An 18,565-nucleotide genomic window follows, 5' to 3' on the forward strand; every position below is an offset into this window, starting at 1 on the left:
CAACCTTTCCCCGTCGATCATGAAGTTGTTGTCCGGGAGAGCGCTCACCGGTGACAACAACTTCATGATCAACCAGGGGATGGGGTGGGTCAGCGGAGGGAGAGGGCGGCGAGGGCGGCGTTGACGATGCTGCCGGGGAGCAGGTCGTGCAGGTCGTAGAGGTCGTGGACGCTGCCGGACTGGCCGAACTCGTCGACGCCGAGCGGAACCGCCGGCGCGGCCACTGCCGAGCCGAGCCAGGCCATGGCGTGCGAGGCGGCGTCGTGCACGGTCACCACCGGCACCCGGTCGGCGAAGGCGGACCGCAGCGCGCCCGGCACGCTCGGCACGGTCGCCGTGCGTACGCCCTGGCGCAGCGTGCGTTGCCAGGCCCGGTAGAGGCGATCCAGGCTGGTCACGTCCACCACATGGGCGGCGACCCCCTCGTCGGCCAGTTCCGCCGCGGCGGCCAGCACCTCGGGCAGCACCGCACCGGAGGCGGCCAGTTGCACGGTCGGTGCGTCGGCCAGGTGCGGGTACGCCTGGTGGGCGTCGACCAGCCGGTACGCCCCGGCGAGCACCTGCCGGCGCAGCACCGCGTCACCGAGCCGGGCCCGGGCCGCCTCGAACGGTGCCTGGTCCACCGGCCGGGTGCTGAGCCGGAAGTAGTACGCCCCGTCCTCGGTCGGCACCGCCGTCGGCGTCGCCCGGTCCGCACCGGCGATGTGCCCGAACGCGTCGCAGAGCAGCCAGTCGAGGCTCGCCGCGTACGCGGGCTCGACGAAGGTCACCCCGGGCAGTTCCAGGCCCACGCTCGCGGTGATGGTCGACTGGTGGGCGCCACCCTCCGGCGCGAGGGTGACCCCGGACGGGGTACCCGCGACCACGAAGCGGGCACCGGAGTAGGTGCCGTACAGGAACGCGTCGAGCCCGCGTAGCACGAACGGGTCGTAGACGGTGCCGACCGGCAGCAGCGGCTGCCCGGACAGGTCCCACGCCAGGCCGAGCTGGCCGAGCAGCAGGAACAGGTTCATCTCGGAGATGCCCAGCTCGATGTGCTGACCCTCGGGGCTCTCCGTCCAGCGCAGCATCCGGTCCTCCGACCAGGAACGCTGGGCGGTCGGCGCGAACACGCCGGTCTTGTTGATGAACCCGGCCAGGTTGGTGGAGGTGGCCACGTCCGGTGCGGTGGTGACGAGGTACCGGCCCACCTGCGGGTCACGGGCCAGGTCGACGAGCACCCGGCCGAAGACCTCCTGCGTGGAGATCGGCTTGTTGGCGCGTACGTTCGTGGCCTGGGGCACGGTGACCCCCAGCGCACGCTCGCGGGGCGCGCGGGACAGCGCCTCCCGACGCTGCCCGGCCCGGATCCCGGCCGGCGATGCCGGGTCGAGCCGGTCCCACTCGGTGTCCCGGGTCAACCCCTGCGCGGCGCGCAACGCGTCCACCTGCTCGCCGGTCAGCAGGGCCGAGTGGTTGCGCGGATTGCCGGCGATCGGCAACCCCCACCCCTTGACGGTGTACGCGAACACCACGCTCGGCCGGTCGGTCACCGCGTCGCACTGGGCGTACGCGTCCAGCAGCGCCGCCAGGTCGTGCCCGCCCAGGTCGGTGACGAGTGGGCCGAGATCGGCGTCGGAGACGTCGGCGATCAACGCCGCGATGCCCTCGGGGGCACCGTCCAGGAACTGCTTGCGCAGCGCCGGGCCGGTCAACCCGAACAGCGACTGGTACTGCTCGTTCGGCATCGCGTCGATCCAGTCGCGCAACGCCGTCCCGCCCGGCCGGTCGTACGCCTCGGCGAGCCGGCGGCCGTACTTGACCTCGACGACGTGCCAGCCGGCGGCCTCGAACTGGCCACGCCACTGGTCGATCCGCACCCCCGGGACCACCCGGTCCAGCGACTGCCGGTTGAAGTCGACCACCCACATGACGTTGCCGAGCCCGGTGGTGGCCGGGTCGGCGACGGCCTCCCAGATGTTGCCCTCGTCCAGCTCGGCGTCACCGATCAGGGCGACGAACCGGGAGTGCGGCCGGGCCCCGAAGTGGGCGTCGACGTAGCGCCGGGTCACCGCCGCGAACAGCGGCGCGGCGGCACCGAGCCCCACCGACCCGGTGGAGAAGTCCACCTCGTCCGGGTCCTTCGTCCGCGACGGGTACGACTGGAGTCCGCCCCGTGCCCGCAGCCGGGGCAGGTACGACCGGTCCAGGTTGCCCAGCAGGTACTGGATGGCGTGGAAGACCGGCGAGGCGTGCGGCTTGACCGCGACCCGGTCCTCGGCGTCCAGGTGGGCGAACCACAGCGCGGTCATCGCGGTGACGAGCGACGCGCTGGACGCCTGGTGCCCACCGACCTTCACCCCGTCCCCAGCACCCCGGTCGTGATTGGCCGCGTCCACGATCCGGGTGGCGAGCCACAACACCCGCCGCTGGATCTCGTCAAGAACATCAAGGTCGTGCTGATCCACGAAAACTCCATCCAGACGTCGCCATTGACGCCTCGCGAGGGGTGGCACACCTCGTTGATCATGAGGTTGACGGCAGTTTGAAGATCAACAATTGCCGCCAACCTCATGATCAACGAGGTCGGGGTGGGGTGGGGGTCAGGACTGGGCGTTCAGGCGGTCGAGGATCAGGGTGCGGACGGTTTGGGCGTCGGCCTGGCCTCGGGTGGTTTTCATGACCGCGCCGACGAGGGCGCCGGCGGCGGCGACCTTGCCGCTGCGGACCTTGTCGGCGATGGCCGGGTTGGCGGCGATCGCCTCGTCCACCGCGGCGGTGAGCGCACCTGTGTCGGAGACGACCTCCAGGTTGCGGTTGGTCATGATCTCGGTAGGCGAGCCCTCACCGGCGACCACGCCCTCCAGGACCGTGCGGGCCAACTTGTCGTTGAGCTTGCCGGCGTCGACCAGGCCCTGAAGCTCGGCGACCTGGGCCGGGGTGGCTCCGATGTCGGCCAGCTCCACACCCGTCTCGTTGGCTCGCCGGGACAGCTCGCCCAGCCACCACTTGCGGGCGGCGGCCGGCGAGGCACCAGCGGCGACCGTCTGCTCGATCAGCTCGACAGCACCGGCGTTGAGCACCGACTGCATGTCCGCGTCCGACAGGCCCCACGCCTGCTGAAGGCGACGGCGGTGCAGCCGGGGCAGCTCCGGCAGGGCGGCCTTCAGCTCGGCCACCCAGGCCGGGTCGGGCGCGATCGGCACCAGATCCGGCTCGGGGAAGTAGCGGTAGTCGGTGGCGGTCTCCTTGGACCGGCCCGGGGTGGTGTCCCCGGTGTCCTCGTGGAAGTGCCGGGTCTCCTGGGTGATCCGACCGCCGGCCTCCAGTACGGACGCCTGGCGCAGCATCTCCGAGCGGACCGCCCGCTCGACCGAGCGCAGCGAGTTGACGTTCTTGGTCTCGGTGCGGGTGCCCCACTCCTCGCCGGGCAGGTTCAGCGAGGTGTTGACGTCACAGCGCAGCGAGCCCTCCTCCATGCGCACGTCGGAGACGCCCAGCGAGCGGATCACGTCACGCAGCTCGGTGACGTACGCGCGGGCCACCTCGGGGGCGAGCGCACCGGTACCGGGGATCGGCTTGGTGACGATCTCGACCAGCGGGATGCCGGCCCGGTTGTAGTCGACGAGCGACTCGGTGGCGCCGTGGATGCGACCGGTGGCGCCGCCGACGTGCAGCGTCTTGCCGGTGTCCTCCTCCAGGTGCACCCGCTCGATGCCGATGCGCACCAGTTCGCCGTCGACCTCGACGTCCAGGTAGCCGTCGAAGCAGAGCGGCTCGTCGTACTGGCTGATCTGGAAGTTCTTCGGCATGTCGGGGTAGAAGTAGTTCTTCCGGGCGAACCGGCACCACTGTGCGATGGAGCAGTTCAGCGCCAGGCCGATCCGGATGGTCGCCTCGATGGCCGCGGAGTTCGCCACCGGCAGGGAGCCGGGCAGGCCGAGGCAGACCGGGCAGACCCGGGTGTTCGGCTCGCCGCCGAAGTCGGTCGGGCAGCCGCACCACATCTTGGTGTTCGTGCCCAGCTCGACATGGGTCTCCAGGCCGATCACCGGCTCGTAGCGCGCGACGACCTCGTCGTACGCGGGCAGCGTCGTGGTCATGAGAACTCCAGCTTTGCAGGCGGTAGCCGGCCCACGGCGGCATCCGGACACAACGCCACCAAGCCTAACCGCTCGACGTGGCACGCCTCGGCCGGGCGTCACCCGGGTGTCACTCGGGTGTGCTGAACCGCCGACGACGGTTGACGGTCACCACGAGCAGGATCCCGCCGATGGAGAACGCCAGCACGCCCAGCGACAGCAGCACGAGTGTCGAGTTCGAGCCGGTGACCGGCAGCCACGCCCCGCTCGTCTTCGACGGCGACGGGACGGGCGCCGGCGGGCTCGCCGACGGCGTCGAGGTCGGGTCGACCGGGGTCGGCGTGGCGGTGGGCGCGGTCGGTGTGGCGCTCGGACCGGTCGGTGTGGCGCTCGGACCGGTGGGTGTGGGGCTCGGAACGGTCGGGGTCGCCGTGGGGGTCGGGGTCGGGGTCGCGGCCTCGGCGACGACGATGGTGACGTCCTGCTCGCCGAAGAAGCCGTTCTTGTCGGTCATCCGCAGGGTGGCGGGGTAGGTGCCGGCCGTGGTCGGCGAACCCCCGAGCGAGTTACCGACCAGCAGCATGCCCGGCGGCAGGCTCCCCGCACTCACCGACAACCGGTACGGCTCGGTACCACCCGTCGCCTCCACCGTGTGGATCGCGTACACCTGCCCCAGAACCATCGGCGACCGGGGCGCGCCCGAGGTGATCTCGACCGTGGGTTCGCGTACCTCGATCGTGGCCGTCCGCTCGGCGAACTGGCCGGCCGCGTCGGTCATCCGCAGGGTGAGGGTGTAGGTGCCCGCCGTGGTCGGCGAACCCCCGAGCGAGTTACCGACCACCAGCATGCCCGGCGGCAGACTGCCCGCACTCACCGACAACCGGTACGGCTCGGTACCACCCGTCGCCTCCACCGTGTGGATCGCGTACACCTGCCCCAGAACCATCGGCGACCGAGGCGCGCCCGAGGTGATGGTGACGGCCACCGCCGCGGCCGGGGATGCGGTGCCCAGCAGCAACGCGGCCACCATCGTCATGGCCATGACCGAGCGCAGTGTCTTCATCGCACATCCAGGTCTGATCAGAACGGCTCGCGTTCGCCTACGACCAGCCGGTCCAGCCGACTCTGGTCATCCAAACAGGAAGGTTGGTGACGGGCAATTACCCGAACGGTGACCAGTGTGTCGCGCCAACGCAACCGCGCCCGGCGCGGCGCAGTGGCCGCACCGGGCGGGCGAACGGTGCCGTGCGCGGACGACGGTCGGCCGCCCGCGCACGATCGATCACATGGTCGGTGGCGTGAGCGTGCCGACCGCGCTCTCCAGCGCGGCGGCGACCCGGTACATCCGGTCGTCGGCCATGGTCGGGGCCATCACCTGCAGGCCGACCGGCAGCCCCTCGGAGAGCCCGCACGGCACCGAGATGCCCGGCCCGCCGTACAGGTTGCTCGGGATGGTGAACAGGTCGGCCAGGTACATCTGGTACGGGTCGGAGGTGCGCGCGCCGAGCGGGAAGGCGACGAACGGGGTGGTCGGCGAGATCAGCGCGTCGACCCGCTCGAACGCCGCAGTGAAGTCGCGGGTGATCAGCGTACGTACCTTCTGCGCCTGCCCGTAGTAGGCGTCGTAGTAGCCCGAGGAGAGCGCGTACGTGCCGAGCATGATGCGCCGCTTGACCTCGGGGCCGAAGCCGGCCTCCCGGGTCAGCGACATGACCTCCTCCAGCGACCGGTTGCCGTCGTCGCCGGTCCGCAACCCGAACCGGACGCCGTCGAAGCGGGCCAGGTTCGAGGAGCACTCGCTGGGCGCGATCAGGTAGTACGCCGGCAGGGCGTAGCGGAAGTGCGGGCAGGAGATCTCGACGATCTCCGCGCCGAGCTTGGTGAGCGTGTCGACGGCCTCGTTGAAGGCGGCCGTCACGCCCGGCTCCGCGCCCTCGCCGCCGAACTCGGTGACGATGCCCAGCCGCACCCCGCTCAGATCACCGGTCGCGCCGAGCTTCGCCGCGGCCACCACGTCCGGCACCGGGGCCGGGATGGAGGTGGAGTCACGCGGGTCGTGTCCGCCGATCGCCGCGTGCAGCAACGCCGCGTCGAGCACGGTACGCGCGCACGGGCCGGGGGTGTCCAGCGAGGAGGAGAAGGCCACCAGCCCGTACCGGGAGGTGCCGCCGTAGGTCGGCTTCGCGCCGACGGTGCCGGTGACCGCACCCGGCTGGCGGATCGAGCCGCCGGTGTCCGAGCCGATCGCCAACGGCGCCTCGTACGCGGCGAGTGCCGCCGCGCTTCCCCCGCCGGAGCCACCCGGGATGCGGTCGGTGTCCCACGGGTTGCGGCTCGGCCCGTACGCCGAGTACTCCGTGGAGGAGCCCATCGCGAACTCGTCCATGTTGGTCTTGCCGAGCATCACCGTGCCGGCGGCGCGCAGCCGCTGCACGATCGTCGAGTCGTACGGCGGACGCCAGCCCTCAAGGATCTTCGACCCGACGGTGGTCGGCACGCCCTTGGTGGTGAGGACGTCCTTGACCGCGACCGGCACACCGGCCAGCGGCCCCAGTTCCGCACCGGCCGCCCGGCGGGCGTCGACGTCGCGGGCGGCGGCCAGCGCGCCCTCGGTGTCGACGTGCAGGAAGGCGTTGACCCGGCCGTCGACGGCGGCGATCCGGTCCAGGTGGGCCTGGGTGACCTCGACGGCGGAGGCGGCGCCGGTGGCGACGAGCCCGGCGATCTGCGTCGCGGTCATTGCGGTGACGTCGGTCATGAGGCCACATCCTCGTCCAGGATCCGCGGTACGCGGAACCGCTGCTCCTCCGCGTCGGGGGCACCCGACAACGCTTCCTCCGGCGTCAGGCACGGCGTCACGACGTCCTCACGGAACACGTTCGTCAGCGGCACCGAGTGGGAGGTCGGCGGGATGTCCGCGGCGGCGACCTCGCCCACCTGCGCGACCGCCTGGAGGATCACGTCGAGCTGACCGGCGAAGGTGTCCAACTCCTCCTCCGTCACGGCGAGCCGCGACAGTCGCGCGAGGTGCGCGACCTCCTCGCGGGAGATGGCGGCCATCGGTGCCCCCTTCGTGGCTGTGCTGCGTCTGCCAGACCTGCGCCCACCGCTGCCGGGTACGCGACACGCGGTGACCGCAGCGAGTCTATTGTTTCCCGCCCGGCCGGCCGTTGCCGCCTCCCCGAGCAGCCGACCCGGCCGGTCCCGGCCCGCCGGATCAGCGGGCGTGCCGGCGGGGGATGTCCGCCTCGTCGTGGCCGCCGAGCGGGCGTAGCGGACGGTACCGGGCCAGCCAGGCGGCCAACTCCTCCGCCGGCATCGGCCGGGCGTAGAACCAGCCCTGGGCGGCGTCGCAGCCGGCCGCGTGCAGCATCCGCCAGGTCCGCTCGTCCTCCACGCCCTCGGCCACCACCCGCAGCCCCAGCGCCTTGGCCAGTTCGATGGTGGAGCGGACGATCGCCGCGTCGTCGGCGTCCTCGGCCATGCCGAGGACGAACGAGCGGTCCACCTTCACCTCCGACAGCGGCAGACGGCGCAGGTGCTGGAGGGACGAGTAACCGGTGCCGAAATCGTCGAGCGCGATACCCACCCCGATCCGGTGCAGCCGGGTGATGGTGGTCAGCACCCGACGTGGGTCGGCCATCAGCGCACCCTCGGTGATCTCCAGTTGCAGCCGCTCCGGTGCCACCCCGTAGCGGCCGAGCCGGTCGGCGATCTGGTCGGCGATCTCACCGGTGTGCAGGTCCCGCACGCTGACGTTCAACGCCGCCCGCAGTCCGAGGCCGGCCGCCGACCACTTGGCGAGCTGCTCCACCACGTCGTCGACGACCCGGCGGGTGAGCAGCCGCATCACCGCGCTCTGTTCGGCGACCCTGATCAGCTCCTCCGGGTCGACCATCCCCCGGCGCGGATGCCGCCAGCGCAGCAGCGCCTCCACCCCGACCACCTCACCGGTGGCGATGGCGACCTGCGGCTGGTAGTACATCGTGATCTCGCCCGCGTCGGTGCCCGGCTCGACGCCGGGACGACCCTCGACGGTGGGTTCCGCTCCACCGCCGAGGTCCGACTGGTCACCGGCGCGCGTCCCGGACCACAGCGCGCCGCCGGCCGTCGCGGCGTCCCAATCGGCGTCACGGGCCGCCCGGCGCAGGGTCGGGTCCGCGCCAGTGATGATCCTGGCGATCAGCTCGTCATCGTGGTGTGCCAACCGGGGGCGGCGTCGCCGCCGGTCCCACCACCGGGTCCCGGCCGGCTCCTCCGGCACGGAGGTGGGCAGCACCGCGCCGTCGCCGCCGCGAGCGGCGGTCAGGTCGGCCGGCGCGGAGCCGTCGTTCCGCCCCGACGCACCGACCTCCAGCACCCGGCGCAGGTCGGCCAGCAGCCCCAACCGCTCGGCGGAGTTGTGGTCGGACTCGGCGGTGTAGACGGCGACGGTGTCGTTGCGGTGCTTCGCGTCGTACATCGCCACGTCCGCGTGCCGCATCAGGGTGGCGAAGTCCTCGCCGTGCTCCGGAAACAGGGCGATGCCGATGGACCCGCCGACGTCCAGCGGCAGCCCGTCCAGCGGCACCGGTTCGGCGAGCGCCTGGACGACCTGGTCGGCCAGCGAGCGGGCCTCGCCGACCTCGGTGAGCCCGGTCATCACGATCGCGAACTCGTCACCGCCGAGCCGGGCGACCATCTGCGGCGGCGCGACCACGCCGGTCAGCCGGGCGCTCACCTCCACCAGCAGCCGGTCGCCGACCGCGTGGCCGAGCGCGTCGTTGACGTTCTTGAACCGGTCCAGGTCGATGAGCAGCAGGGCGAGGCGCGTCGCGGCCTCGCCGCGGGCGGCGCGCTCCGCGTGCCGGTGCACCTGTTCGTTGACCTCCGCCAGCAGGGCCTTGCGGTTGGGCAGGCCGGTGAGCGGGTCGAGTGCGGCCAACTGGTGCTGCTCCACGGTGAGCCGGGCCATCCGGTAGACCGCGAACAGCGGCACCAGCACCAGCGGCACCAGGGCGGCACTGGCCCTGGCGGCGGTGACCAGAACCGGCGCGAGCAGCAGCAACGACCCGGTGGAGAGCAGCTCGAAGGGCAGGCCGTGCCACGCGTTGGGCCACCACCGCTCCCCGAAGCGCAGGCGCACCGCCGTGGTGACCAGCCCGTAGTTGACCGCGAACCAGGCGACTCCGGCGCCGCCGATCGCGGCGATGTCGGTCCAGCCCAGCGCCGCACCGTCGTAGATGCCGCCGGGGCCGAGCCGGGTGATCGCGTACGCCGCCGCCAGCGAGCAGGCGTACTGCCCCGCGTTGAAGGCCGTCCGCCAGGGCGCGTGCCGCATCCGGATCCCGGACACCACCACGGCGACCGCCTGCACCGCGACCGCGGGGCCGAGCCCCCAGCCGAGCAGGATCGCAAAGGTGAAGCAGGTCGAGGGGAAGACGGCCGAGGAGGACTGCCCCCGGCCGGGCGGCAGGAAGGGCCGCGCGTCGCAGGCCACGGCGAGCACCGCCATCGTCCAGAACGCCGCCGGCAGGTCGGGCAGGGTCGAAACGAACGACACCAGGCCGCTGGCCGAGACGAGCACGGCCACCGCGAGTACGGCCGTGACGAAGGTGGAGAACTGCGCGGTTCGCCCGGGCGGGACGAGGTTGCGCGGATCGGGCGACTCCATCACACCTCCCGGCACGAGACCGGCCCGTGGTCCCACGCGCCGTACCCCAATGAAACGCCCTGACCGCCCCCTTACCCGGCGCGACAGTCACGAACCGGTCGTAGTCGTAATTAAGTTGGTATCCGGCACAGTGCCGTAAAGATCGTCACTCCTCGACCCGGGCCACCTGCCGGGCCGCCTCGGGGCCGGCGTCGAGGAGCACCTCGAAGCCCTCCTCGTCGAGCACGGGCACCTTCAGGCTCGCCGCCTTGTCCGCCTTGGAGCCGGGGTTGTCGCCGACCACCACGAAGCCGGTCTTCTTCGACACCGATGCGCTGACCTTGCCGCCCCGGGACTGGATCGCCTCCGCCGCCTGGTCCCGTGAGAAGCCGCCGAGGGTGCCGGTCACCACCACGGTCACCCCCTCCAGCGGACGTGGCCCCTCCTGCACCGCCTCCTCCGCCATCCGGACGCCCGCGTCGGCCCACTTGCGGACCACCTCACGGTGCCAGTCGACGGCGAACCACTCGCGGATGCTGGCGGCGATGGTCGGGCCGACACCGTCGACTGAGGAGAGTTCCTCCTCGGTGGCCCGGTCGACCGCCTCGATGGACCGGAAGTGTCGGGCCAACGCCTGCGCGGCGGTCGGCCCGACGTGCCGGATCGACAGGGCCACCAGCACCCGCCACAGGTCGCGCTCCCGGGCCGTGGCGAGGTTGTCGAGCAGCTTGACGGCGTTGCTGCCGAGGCTGCCGTCCTTGTTGACGAAGAACGGCGCACGGGCCAGCCGCTCGGCGTCGAGCGAGAAGAGGTCGCCCTCGTCGGTGATGATCTGCGCGTCGAGCAGCGCGGCGCCGCTCTTGTAGCCGAGTGCCTCGATGTCGAAGGCGCCCCGCCCGGCCAGGTGGAACACCCGCTCCCGCAGCTGCGCGGGGCAACTGCGCGAGTTGGGGCACCGGATGTCGACGTCGCCCTCCTTGGCGGGCGCGAGCGGCGTCCCGCAGGCCGGGCAGGTGGTCGGCATGACGAACGGTCGGGCGTCCGGCGGACGCAGGTCGACCACCGGACCGAGCACCTCGGGGATCACGTCGCCGGCCTTGCGGATCACCACCGTGTCGCCGATCAGGACTCCCTTGCGCTCGACCTCGCGGGCGTTGTGCAGGGTCGCGTACTCGACGGTGGAGCCGGCCACCCGGACCGGCTGGAGCACCGCCCGGGGCGTGACCCGACCGGTCCGCCCGACCTCGACCTCGATGTCGAGCAGGGTGGTGTTGACCTCCTCCGGCGGATACTTGAAGGCGATCGCCCAGCGTGGCGCCCGGCTGGTCGAACCCAGCCGTCCCTGGATGGGCACCGGGTCGACCTTCACCACCACGCCGTCGATCTCGTGCTCGACGTCGTGCCGGTGCGCCGCGTAGTGCGCGATGTAGTCCCGGACGCCCGCCAGGTCGGGCACCACCCGCCAGCGGTCGCTGGTGGGCAGCCCCCAGCCCTGCAACGCCGCGTACGACTCGGACTGGGTGGCCGGCTGGAAGCCGCGGCGGGCGCCGATGCCGTGCACCACCAGTCGCAGCGGGCGGGAGGCGGTGATCCGTGGATCCTTCTGCCGCAGGCTGCCGGCCGCGGCGTTGCGCGGGTTGGCGAAGGGCGCCTTGCCCTGCTCGACCAGACCGGCGTTGAGATCGGCGAACGCGGCCACCGGAAAGTAGATCTCGCCCCGCACCTCGATGAACTCGGGGGCCGGTCCGAACTCCGCCGAGTCGGTCAGCCGACCCGGCACGTCCCGGATGCTGCGTACGTTCGCGGTGACGTCCTCGCCGGTGCGGCCGTCGCCGCGGGTGGCCGCGCGGACCAGCCGGCCACCTTCGTAGGTGAGGTTGATCGCCAGCCCGTCGACCTTCAGCTCGCACAGATAAGGTGCCGGACCACCGGCGTCCCGCTCGACCCGCTCCGCCCAGGCGGCCAGTTCCTCGTCGGCGAAGGCGTTGTCCAACGACATCATCCGTTCGGCGTGCGCGACCGGGGTGAAGTCGGTGGAGAACGTGCCGCCGACCCGCTGGGTCGGTGAATCCGGGGTGCGCAGCGCCGGGAACTCCGCCTCCAGCGCCTCCAGCTCGCGCAGCTGACGGTCGAAGTCGGCGTCGGAGACGGTCGGGGCGTCGAGCACGTAGTAGCGGTACTGGTGCTCGGTCAGTTCCTGGCTGAGCGTGGTGTGCCGCTCCCGCGCCTGCGGCGTCGGCTCGGGACCGGCGGCCTCATGCGCCGCATCGACCTGCTGGGGAACCGCTTCCTCGGACACCCTGCCGCCTCCGGACACCGCTGTCGACCTCCCGTGATCGTGCTACCCCCGCACGGTATCCCCCGGGTGGGACAATCGTGCGGCCAGCGCGGCGAGTTGATCGGCGTACTCGATCCGGCCGGCCCAGTCCGCCGGCCAGCCGGCCATCCCGTTGGCCGCGCCGACGAAGGCGCCGGCGAGGGCGGCTATCGAATCGGAGTCTCCGGCGCTCCGCGCACCCCGGGCCAGCGCGTCGACCGGGGCGTCCGGATGCCGGAGTGCGCAGTACAGGGCCGCCGTGAGCGCCTCCTCCGCGATCCAGCCCGCACCGGTGACGCGACACGGATCGTCGCCGTCGTCCGGGGCGGCCAGGGCCGCGTCGAGTCGGCCCAGCGCCAGGAGGCACTCGTCCCAGCCACGGGCGATGAACTCCTGCGGCGTCCGCTCGCCCGGCCGTTGCCACAGCTCACCGAGCCAGTCGGCCCGGTAGACCGTGCGCTGCTGCCGAGCCCGGGCGGTGAGCAGGCCAGGAAGGTCGGTCAGCGGAGCACCGTCGACGAGCAGCCGCACGGCGTACGCGGTCAGCTCGCTCGCCGCCAGCCCGGTCGGGTGTCCGTGGGTCAGGCCGGCCTGGAGCTGGGCCAGCCCGGCCAGGGTGTCCAGGTCGACGTCGAGCAGCCCGACCGGGGTGACCCGCATGTTCGCGCCACACCCCTTCGAGCCGGCCTCGGTGGCCTGCTGCCAGGGCAGGCCCCGGGACAGTTCGGCGCAGGCCCGCAGGCAGGTCATCCCCGGCGCACGGTTGTTGTCCGGGCTGGCCGCCCAGTCCAGGAACCGGCGGCGCAGCAGCGGCTCCACCGCCTCGGCGGCGTACGCCGGCGCGTCGTGCAGCGCCCAACCCACCGCCAACGCCATCTGGGTGTCGTCGGTGACCAGCGCCGGATCACCGACCAGCTCACGCGGACCGGTGGTCCCGTAGCGCCTGTCGATCTCGGCGACGGTGAGGAACTCGGTGGGCTTGCCGAGGGCGTCACCGAAGGCGAGCCCGAAGAGCGAACCGGCGACGCGCTGCGGCGCAAGGCTGATCATGACCGTGATGATGCCCGCCGCCCGCAAGTCCGCGCAGCGCCCGGTCGGACCCCACGGTCGGCCTGCCGGCCCGGCCGAGGCCGGCACCGGCAGGCCGGGCGGTCAGTCCCAGCAGAGGCAGAAGGGGTGTCCGGCCGGGTCGGCGTAGACCCGGAAGCCCTCGCCCTCGCCGGGTAGCCGGCGGGCGCCCAGGGCCAGGGCCGCCTGCTCCGCCGTCTCGATGTCGTCGACCGTCACGTCGAGGTGGAACTGCTGGGGCCGCTCCGGATCCGGCCAGGCCGGCGGGCGCAGGTCGAGGGCCCGCTGGAAGGCCAGCCGGGGTTGGTGGCCGGGCGGCCCGCCGAGCACCACCCACTCGTCATCGTCGGAGTTGTCCCCGATCAGCGGCAGGCCGAGCAGCTCCGAGTAGAAGCCGGCCAACGCGCGTGGGTCGGGACAATCGATCACCGTCGAACGCAGCTGTCCAATCATGGCGAGCATCGTGCCCGGTGGGTACGACGGAAAACCTCACTCCTCGGACAGCCGGCGGCCGGCGTCCCGACAGGCGGCCAGAACCGCCCGAGCGTATGCGGCATCGGCACCGGCCAGGCCACAGGCGGGGGTCACCACCACCTGCTCGGCGAGCCGGCGGCGCGGAAACCCGAGGCGGTCCCAGAGGGTGCGTACCCGGTCGGCCAGGTCGGCGGAGGTCGGTGCGCGACCGCTCGGCGTCGTCGGCGCGGCACCGGCCAGCAGTCCGAAGCCGGCGTCGAGCGCCTCGCCGAGCGGGTCGAGGTCGGTGAGCAGGCTCAGGTCGAGTGCGACACCGACCGCTCCGGTGGAGCGGAGCAGGTCCAGCGGCACGTCCGGGGCGCAGCAGTGCACCACGGTCGGCACCCCGACCGCCCCGATCACCGTGCCCAGCAACGCACGGGCGTCACCCGACTCCACCGCCCGGTAGGCGCCGAGGCCGCTCTCGGTGGGGACGCGGCCGGCCAGCACCGCCGGCAGGCCCGGCTCGTCCAGTTGCAGCAGCACCGAGGCGCGCGGCAGCCGGCGGGTCACCGCCTCGACGTGGCCACGCAGCCCTTCGGCCAGCGAGCCGGCCAGGTCCCGCAGCGCGCCGGGGTCGCGCAGCATCCGACCGCCGATCGGCAGCTCGATCGAGGCGGCCAGGGTCAGCGGTCCGGCCGCCTGGATCTTGAGTGGCCCGGCGTACTCCTCGGCCTGCTCGGCGAGCTGGTCCAGGTCGCGTTCCATCAGGTCACGGGCCCGGCGCAGGTCGCGGCCGGGACGCGGAGCCACTCGCCACCGCGCCGCGTACAGCTCGATCGGCAACTCCACCAGCAGACCGCCGGTGCGCCCGATCATGTCCGCACCCGGCCCCCGGGCCGGCAGCTCCGGCAGATGAGGCAGGGCGGGCAGCTCACCGAGGACGATCCGTTGCGCCTCGGCGATGTCGGTACCCGGCAACGACCCCAGCCCCGTCGCCGAGCCCACTCCCCACGGCAGCCCCTGATCACTCACCGCCGCAGGGTACCTCCCGCGATCCGGCCCGCATCGAGGTCACGGCTTGCGGCATGTCGGGCCTTCCCGTCGCCGTGATGGCCCGACATGCCGCAGGCCGCGACCGATACTCCACCGGGGGCGAGGGCCGGCGGGGCGGTCAGTCGGTGATGGTGGCGGAGCCGAGCACGATGTCGCCGGCCGGATCGGGGCGGTAGGCGACGATGGCCTGGCCGGCGGCGACGCCGCGCACCGGGCGGCGCAGGTCGGCGTGGAGGGTGTCGGCGTCGACCGTGACGGCGGCGGGCACCACCACGCCGTGGGCGCGCAACTGCACCTCGCACTCGATCGGGCCGTCGGGTCGCGGCCCACCGGTCCAGACCGGGCGGGTGGCCCGCACCGTGGTGACCTCCAGCGCCTCCGCCGGGCCGACGGTGACGGTGTTCGTCTTCGGCGTGATGGAGAGCACGTAGCGGGGCCGGCCGTCCGGGGCCGGCCGGTCCAGATGCAGACCGCGCCGCTGGCCGACGGTGTACGCGTACGCACCGGCGTGCTGCCCCACCACCGCACCGGTGGTGGCGTCGACCACGTCGCCGGGGGCCTCGCCGAGGCGCTGGGCCAGGAAACCCCGGGTGTCACCGTCGGCGATGAAGCAGATGTCGTGCGAGTCCGGCTTGTCGGCGACGGCGAGCCCGCGCTCGGCGGCCTCCTGCCGGACCTGCGCCTTCGTCGAGTCGCCCAGCGGGAACATCGAGCGGTCCAACTGCTCGCGGGTGAGCACGCCCAGCACGTACGACTGGTCCTTGGCCGCGTCGACGCTGCGGCGCAGCAGTCCGTCGGAGCCGAGCCGGGCGTGGTGCCCGGTGACCACCGCGTCGAACCCCAGGGCCACCGCCCGGTCCAGCACCGCGGCGAACTTGATCTTCTCGTTGCAGCGCAGGCACGGGTTGGGGGTACGCCCGGCCGCGTACTCGGCGACGAAGTCGTCCACCACATCGGCGTGGAAGCGGTCGGCCATGTCCCAGACGTAGAACGGGATGCCGAGCACGTCGGCGGCCCGCCGGGCATCCCGCGAGTCCTCCAGCGTGCAGCAGCCCCGGGCCCCCGTGCGGTAGGTCTGCGGGTTGCGCGCCAACGCCAGGTGCACACCGGTCACGTCATGCCCGGCCTGCACCGCCCGCGCCGCCGCCACGGCGGAATCCACGCCGCCGGACATCGCCGCCAACACCCTCACCCGGACCACTCTCCCTTCCCACCGAGCCTATCCCCGCCCGGCACCGGCTCAGCGGGGCGTACGCGGTGCCGCCGCCCGCCGGGCCCGTTCCACGGCCCCCGGGAGAGCGGCGATGAGCGCGTCGATGTCCTCGGTCGTGCTGGTGTGGCCGAGGGAGAAGCGCAGTGACGAGCGGGCCCGGTCGTCGTCCGCGCCCATCGCCAGCAGCACGTGGGAGGGCTGCGCCACCCCGGCGGAGCAGGCCGAGCCGGTCGAACAGGCGATGCCCTGGGCGTCCAGCAGGAGCAGCAGCGCGTCCCCCTCGCAGCCGGGAAAGGAGAAGTGCGCGTTGCCGGGCAGCCGGTCGGTCGGGTCGCCGTTGAAGACCACCTCGGGGACCGCCTGACGGACCCGCCGCACCAGGTCGTCACGGAGCGCGGCCAACCCGGCCGCGTACTCCTGCTGGCCCTTGACGGCCGCTTCGACGGCGACCGCGAAGGCGACGATGCCGGCCGCGTCGAGCGTGCCGGAACGCACGTCCCGTTCCTGTCCACCACCGTGCAGCAGCGGTACCGCCGCCACGTCCCGGCCGAGCAGCAACGCGCCGACGCCGACCGGGCCGCCGAGCTTGTGACCGGTCACGGTGAGCGCGGCGACGCCGCTGGCGGCGAAGTCGACGGGCACCTGCCCGACCGCCTGGATGGCGTCGGTGTGGAACGGCACCCCGTACTCGGCGGCCACGGCGGCCAGCTCAGCGATCCGCTGGACGGTGCCGACCTCGTTGTTGGCCCACATCGCGGTGACCAGCGCCGCCCGGTCGCCGTGTTCGGCCAGCTCGGTGCGGAGTACGTCCGGGTGCAACCGGCCGGACCCGTCGACTGGCAGCAAGCCCACCTCGGCGCCCTCGTGCCGGTCCAGCCACTCCACCGCGTCGAGCACGGCGTGGTGTTCGACGGCACTGGAGATCACCCGGCGCCGCCCGGCTGCGGCGGCCCGGCGCGCCCAGAAGATGCCCTTCACCGCGAGGTTGTCACTCTCGGTACCACCACCGGTGAAGATCACCTCAGACGGCCGGGCCCCCAGCGCGGCGGCCACCCGCTCCCGCGACTCCTCCACCCGCCGACGGGCGCGCCGGCCGGACGCGTGCAGGGAAGACGCGTTGCCGACCTCGCGGGCGGTCGCGACGTACGCCTCCAATGCCTCGTCGAGCATCGGAGTGGTCGCGGCATGATCCAGGTAAGCCATCACGATTCAGCCTAACGACCACTCCGGTGCCGACCGCAGACCGGATTGCCTGACGGGACGTCAAACCGGTGACGCGGTCACCACGATGTTGTCCCGGTAGCGGCGAGCCTCGGCGTCGAACGGCCCGCCACAGGTGATGAGGGTCAGGCGGGGACGCCCGTCGCGAGCGAAGTACCGCTCCAGCGGAATCTTCGTCTTGTCGTATTCCTCCCGGGCCACCACCCGGTAGGTCCGCTCGGTCCCGTCCTCGCCGGTGGCCGTCACGGTGTCCCCCGGTGTCAGTTCCCGCAGCCGGTAGAAGGCACCCCTGCCCTGATCGGCGCTGTCGACGTGCCCGGCGATCACCACCGAGCCGGACTCGGCCTCCAGCCCGGGGCCGTAGCGGTACCAGCCGATCTCGTCGACGCTTGGCGGCACGTCGAACTCCTGGGTGCGCTCGTCGACGCCGACCGGGTCGACCCGCGCGGTGACCCCGATCGCGGGGATGCGCAGCCGGACCGGGCGCACCGGTTCGGCGTCGTCCGGCAGCGCGCCGGGGCCACCGCCACGGCCGGTCCGGTGCGCGCCGCAGTGGGGCTGGCCAGGGCGGCGGCCTGCTCGGTGCCGACACTTCCCGCCGGCCGGGACACGACCGCCACGACCGCCGCGACGGCGAGCGCGGCGGCGCCGGCGGCCACCGCCGCCAGCGCCGCACGGTTGCCGACGGTCACCGGCGACCCGACCGGACGACAGCCGCCCGCGCCCCACCCGCGACCAGCAGCAGGAGCCCGGTGCCCGCCAGGGCGTACCACCAGGTGCCGAGACCGGTGTCGGCCTGCCCGCCCGTGCCGCTCGGCACGCCGGACGGTGCCGAGTGCAGGCCGTCGATGGTCTGCGCGACGACGGAGAGGTTCTCCGCCTCGGCGGAGCCGATGGCGTAGACGATCGTCGCCGTGCCCTCGCGCAGGTTGAGGTCGGCCGGCCCGATCACCACGGTGTCGGTGCCGGCGAGTACCACGTCCGCCGAGACGCTGCCGGCGTCCACGTCGCCCTTGGCCTCGTTCGGGTTGGTCAGGCCCTCGAAGACCGGGCTGCCGCCGGCCCGCACGTCCACGGCCGGCGCGGCGGCGGTGTGCCGGACGATCAGCCGGGCCTTGCCGGCGTCGACCTTCGCGGTGTCGTTGACGAAGGGGGTGATGGTCGGCTCGCCGTCGGCGTTGAGGTGGGCGGCGATGCTGATGTTCGCCCCACCGGGCACCTCGGCGTCGTCGGCGGTGAGGATGGCCTCGCCGATCGGCTCACCCGGCCTGGTCAGCGCGAGGTCGTACTGCCCCTCTGGCAGGTCCAACGGACCGGCCACGTCACCGGGCTCGAAGTTCTCCAGGGTCTTTTCCCCGTTGACGTAGACGTCGACCGGGGTGTCCGGGATGCCGTGCACGACGGAGACCTTCGAGTCGGCGGCGTACGCCGGGGTCGCCGTCGCGATGCCGGCGCCGACGAAGGTCAGCGCGGCGACCGCACCACCCGCGGCGACGCGACGAAGGTACGCGAACTGCATGTCTGCCTCCTGATGTTTCGTGCCA

13 protein-coding genes and 1 pseudogene are annotated in these 18,565 nt (G+C 72.9%); all 14 read right to left on the reverse strand.

Translation table 11 applies throughout. The annotated features are described in order from the left end of the window. Nucleotides 1-89: 89 nt before the first annotated feature. Nucleotides 90-2,447: a transketolase-like TK C-terminal-containing protein gene (locus ENC19_RS04340; RefSeq protein WP_164445784.1), complete on the reverse strand. Its 2,358-nt coding sequence runs from the start codon at nucleotides 2,445-2,447 to the stop codon at nucleotides 90-92. A 135-nt stretch (nucleotides 2,448-2,582) separates the two neighbouring features. After that, the gene (gene gatB, locus ENC19_RS04345) at nucleotides 2,583-4,082 is read right to left on the reverse strand and encodes an Asp-tRNA(Asn)/Glu-tRNA(Gln) amidotransferase subunit GatB (RefSeq protein WP_164445785.1); all 1,500 of its coding nucleotides are present in this window, start codon (nucleotides 4,080-4,082) and stop codon (nucleotides 2,583-2,585) included. Between the two features lie 109 nt (nucleotides 4,083-4,191). Then, complete coding sequence (locus ENC19_RS04350; RefSeq protein ID WP_164445786.1) at nucleotides 4,192-5,124, reverse strand: putative Ig domain-containing protein; 933 nt, start codon at nucleotides 5,122-5,124, stop codon at nucleotides 4,192-4,194. 219 nt (nucleotides 5,125-5,343) lie between these two features. Further along, nucleotides 5,344-6,819, reverse strand: coding sequence for an Asp-tRNA(Asn)/Glu-tRNA(Gln) amidotransferase subunit GatA (gene gatA / locus ENC19_RS04355; protein WP_164445787.1), 1,476 nt, complete (start codon nucleotides 6,817-6,819; stop codon nucleotides 5,344-5,346). Next, on the reverse strand, nucleotides 6,816-7,121 hold the full coding sequence (gene gatC / locus ENC19_RS04360; protein ID WP_164445788.1) for an Asp-tRNA(Asn)/Glu-tRNA(Gln) amidotransferase subunit GatC: 306 nt from the start codon (nucleotides 7,119-7,121) through the stop codon (nucleotides 6,816-6,818). Before gatC ends, gatA begins: the two co-directional genes overlap by 4 nt. Nucleotides 7,122-7,278: 157 nt before the next feature. Next, the gene (locus ENC19_RS04365) at nucleotides 7,279-9,714 is read right to left on the reverse strand and encodes a putative bifunctional diguanylate cyclase/phosphodiesterase (protein WP_164445789.1); all 2,436 of its coding nucleotides are present in this window, start codon (nucleotides 9,712-9,714) and stop codon (nucleotides 7,279-7,281) included. Nucleotides 9,715-9,859: 145 nt separating this feature from the next. After that, a complete protein-coding gene (ligA, locus tag ENC19_RS04370; RefSeq protein WP_164445790.1) occupies nucleotides 9,860-11,992 on the reverse strand; it encodes an NAD-dependent DNA ligase LigA in 2,133 nt (710 codons plus the stop codon). 42 nt (nucleotides 11,993-12,034) lie between these two features. Then, nucleotides 12,035-13,060, reverse strand: coding sequence for an ADP-ribosylglycohydrolase family protein (locus ENC19_RS04375; protein ID WP_164445791.1), 1,026 nt, complete (start codon nucleotides 13,058-13,060; stop codon nucleotides 12,035-12,037). A 102-nt stretch (nucleotides 13,061-13,162) separates the two neighbouring features. After that, the gene (locus ENC19_RS04380) at nucleotides 13,163-13,531 is read right to left on the reverse strand and encodes a VOC family protein (protein ID WP_208020799.1); all 369 of its coding nucleotides are present in this window, start codon (nucleotides 13,529-13,531) and stop codon (nucleotides 13,163-13,165) included. Nucleotides 13,532-13,567: 36 nt separating this feature from the next. Continuing rightward, the gene (locus tag ENC19_RS04385; RefSeq protein ID WP_164445793.1) at nucleotides 13,568-14,566 is read right to left on the reverse strand and encodes a methionine synthase; all 999 of its coding nucleotides are present in this window, start codon (nucleotides 14,564-14,566) and stop codon (nucleotides 13,568-13,570) included. Between the two features lie 139 nt (nucleotides 14,567-14,705). Further along, entirely contained in the window at nucleotides 14,706-15,779 is a 1,074-nt protein-coding gene (mnmA, locus tag ENC19_RS04390) for a tRNA 2-thiouridine(34) synthase MnmA (protein ID WP_164445794.1), read from the reverse strand. A gap of 48 nt (nucleotides 15,780-15,827) precedes the next feature. Next, the gene (locus ENC19_RS04395) at nucleotides 15,828-17,003 is read right to left on the reverse strand and encodes a cysteine desulfurase family protein (RefSeq protein WP_164445795.1); all 1,176 of its coding nucleotides are present in this window, start codon (nucleotides 17,001-17,003) and stop codon (nucleotides 15,828-15,830) included. 60 nt (nucleotides 17,004-17,063) lie between these two features. Further along, nucleotides 17,064-17,713: pseudogene (locus tag ENC19_RS04400) on the reverse strand (class F sortase). Then, nucleotides 17,710-18,540, reverse strand: coding sequence for a DUF4397 domain-containing protein (locus tag ENC19_RS04405; protein WP_164445796.1), 831 nt, complete (start codon nucleotides 18,538-18,540; stop codon nucleotides 17,710-17,712). The pseudogene ENC19_RS04400 and the gene ENC19_RS04405 overlap by 4 nt, the downstream one beginning before the upstream one ends. Between the last annotated feature and the right edge of the window lie 25 nt (nucleotides 18,541-18,565).

The organism is Verrucosispora sioxanthis (assembly GCF_010560025.1).
Lineage (GTDB): Bacteria > Actinomycetota > Actinomycetes > Mycobacteriales > Micromonosporaceae > Micromonospora > Micromonospora palythoicola.